General features: G+C 48.1%; 2 protein-coding genes. One reads left to right on the forward strand and one right to left on the reverse strand.

From position 1 onward, the window contains the following. Positions 1-1,296, forward strand: a 1,296-nt coding sequence (locus tag MHN01_RS21010; protein WP_239413228.1) for a methyl-accepting chemotaxis protein, incomplete at its 5' end; no start/stop codon positions are given. Between the two features lie 95 nt (positions 1,297-1,391). Here the strand turns inward: MHN01_RS21010 and MHN01_RS21015 are convergent. Beyond that, positions 1,392-3,362: a methyl-accepting chemotaxis protein gene (locus tag MHN01_RS21015; RefSeq protein WP_239413229.1), complete on the reverse strand. Its 1,971-nt coding sequence runs from the start codon at positions 3,360-3,362 to the stop codon at positions 1,392-1,394. Positions 3,363-3,399: the final 37 nt, after the last annotated feature.

The raw sequence follows: 3,399 nt of genomic DNA on the forward strand, positions 1-3,399 counted from the left end.
CTGTTTATTGTTGCCAACGATGGTACCGTTATTGCGCACCCTGAAGAGAAATACAATGGCAAACCAATGTCAGACTTCCTAGGTAATCAGGCTCTTTCAGACAAGGTAGTAACTACAGAACTCAATGGTAAAACTGTTAAGCTCTCTTTTACCCAGGTTGAAGGCCAGAACTGGTACATTGGTACTATTCTGGATGAAAGCCTGGCATTTGCCGCTGTCGACAAGCTAAAAACAGATTCCATCATCTATTCAGTTGTTGCTCTGATTGCCGGTATTATTGCCCTGCTGCTTCTTATCAAAGTACTCATGCGTCCGTTGCAAGACTTGAATATCGCGATTCAGGACGTTGCATCCGGACAGGGCGATCTGACCCGCCGCCTGGACACCAGCACCGATGCCGAGTTTGCCGAACTGGCAAAGGGTTTTAACGCCTTCACCGAAAAGCTACAGGGCCTCATCATTCAGTCCAAGTCATTAAGCCACGACATCATGCAGGGCACAGAGATGACAGCAGAAGGTGCGAAGCAGTCTGCCAACGCAATGTCATCCCAGCTGCAGGAGCTGGATCAGCTAGCTACAGCCATGCATGAAATGGCAACCACGTCATCAGACGTCGCAGGTAACGCACAGGGTGCCGCCTCTGCCGCTCAGGCAGCAGACACAGCAGTAACCGAAGGAAGTGATGTGGTCTCACATACCGCAACTGCAATTACCAACCTGTCAGAGCAAATCGACGAGGCTGTGGAAGTCGTCAAACAACTAGAAGCTGCTACAGGCAACATTGAATCCATCCTGAAGGTTATCAATGAAATTGCTGACCAGACAAACCTATTGGCACTCAATGCCGCGATTGAAGCTGCCCGTGCTGGTGACTCCGGCCGTGGATTTGCAGTAGTTGCCGACGAGGTTCGCACTCTTGCCCAGCGAACTCAGGAGTCAACGACAGAAATCCGCCAGATGATTGAGCAACTTCAATCTGGCGCCAGCTCAGCGGCCAGCGTTATGGGGCTAAGCAAAGAAACAGCTGCCAATACCGTTGTCAAAGCGCAGGAAGCAGATGAAGCCTTAGCACGCATTAGCGGTGCCATTCAGCAAATCAACGATATGAACCTGCAGATTGCTTCTGCAGCTGAAGAGCAGAGCCTAGTTGCCGAAGAAATTAATACCAACACCCTGAACATAAAAGAGCTCTCGGTACAGGTTGCCGAGGCGGCCAATGGTGCCAATGAAGCAATGGGAGTCCAGATCAACAAAGTACGTGAACAAGATAGTGTAATGAACAAGTTCATTGTATAGCGACAAACAGCTTCGCAAAGCAACTATAAGCACACCGCACAATGCCACCCATCACGGGTGGCATTTTTTATTATCTAAACGGGATGAAGTTGTCGTTAGAGCATAAATTTCTGTGTCTCGGCATTTAAGGTATGAGACATCTGGGAAAGCTCACTACTTGAGTCAGCAATATTTCGGGTAGCCCGCTCGGTTTCCGCAGCTCGTTTGTCGATGTATTCGATGTTATGGGCGATGTCATCGATACTCGTTGTCTGCTGCTCAGTTGCCGCCGCAATTTGCACCACCATATCAAAGATCCCCCCGACTTCCTGAGACAGCACACTGTTGACCTCATTGGCCTGACTCGCGAGCTGTTGGACCTGATTAGTCTGCTCAACGTTTGCCCCCATCGTTTCAACTGCAGCGTCAGCACCACCGGCAATCGTCTCGATAATCCCTTCAATTTCCGATGTTGACTGCTGGGTAGACAACGCTAGACGACGAACTTCATCGGCAACCACGGCAAAACCACGTCCGTGCTCTCCTACCCTTGCCGCTTCAATCGCCGCATTGAGTGCCAGCAGGTTAGTCTGTTCGGCGATTTGTTTGATCACTGCCAGCACGTTCACTATCTGATCCGTATCCTGACGAAGCTTGACTATCTGCTCGGATGTAGATTGTGTGGTTTCACCAAGCAATACTAACGAGTTGTAGGTATCCTCGATATGTTCTGCCCCTTCCTTAGCTTTGGCCAGCACATCTTCACACACCCCGGAAGCGGTCGCTGATGTCGCCGCTATCTCTCTGATTGTCGCCCCTACCTCCTTTGTCGCAGTCACTGCACTAGCCGTTTGCATCTGCTGCTCGGCAACAGCTGTCGTGGTTTGCTGGGTAATTGCAGCCAGTTCATCTGCAGTTGTCCCCTGCTGCGAAGCCACCTCGGTAAGGTGGCCGACCATAGCACGCAGGTTGAGCAACATCTGATCAAGCGATGTTTGCAACTTTCCGACTTCATCGTGAGCATCTACCTGGATAGTATGTGAAAGGTCACCGCCAGCTACTTTCTGCGCCACTCTGGCAGCCGCAATAATAGGTGTTGCTATTTTCCGTGCGATATATAAACCCAGCAGGAAGACAACAATGCTCGAGATAAGGATCAGCAAGCCCGAAATGAGTGTTGTACGCTTGACCGAGCTAAAGGCCTCCGCAATATCGACCTCGCTAATAATTACCCATCTAAATTCACCAATGTCGATAACATCATAGGCGGAGAGTACCTTGTCTCCTTTATAGTTAGCGAGAATATCAACGCCTTGCTGCCCATTGAGCGCCCGTTTAACTGCCTCACTATCAACGCCATTATCCTCAACCGTTCCGGCAAAACTTGCTTTCATAGAGTGTGCCGCAGGATCAAGGAAGGAGTCCGAACGCATCAGCTTATCATCCCCCACCAGATAGCTTTCCCCGGTCTCACCCATGCCGTCACGAACAGCCATAATGCGACGCAGTCCCGACTGAGATAACTGAAGCGCGACAACCATATCTGTGCCATCGACCGGTTTGGCAATAAACGCAGCGGGATCGCCATTACTTGGTGCGTAGGGCTGATAATCAACAATTCCGTAGCGACCAGAATGCTTTACCTGCTTGACCAGACTGCCAAGGTTAGAATCAGCATATTTACCATTAAGGATGTTAGTTCGATAATCTGGCTCTTTGGTCACTGAATAGAATATTGTTCCATCTACATCAATAAGAAATAAATCATGATAATGATAGTTACTGATATAGTCTGAAAAAAAATAATCGTAAGCTTCTTTATCAAGCTGAGGAATAAGGCGAGCAAGAATATTAAGATCAGCTTCACGCTCAGCAAAGTAGTTATTAACCTGATTTCTTTTTAAAGTGTTAATTGCTTCAAGCTTTAGTGAAACCTTACTTTCTATATCTAGGTTTGACTGAAACGTTGCAATCATTGTTGTTATCGAAGCAGGGATAACACCAACCAGCAAAAAAGCTAGTATTAACTTGGCCTTAAGACTCCATCGAGTAAATGGCCATGGTGGAATACGCTTTGAATGCGACATATTATAGCACCTATCATTAAGACCAATTAATATATAA

This window comes from Photobacterium sp. OFAV2-7 (genome assembly GCF_022347985.1).
Classification (GTDB): Bacteria; Pseudomonadota; Gammaproteobacteria; order Enterobacterales; family Vibrionaceae; genus Photobacterium.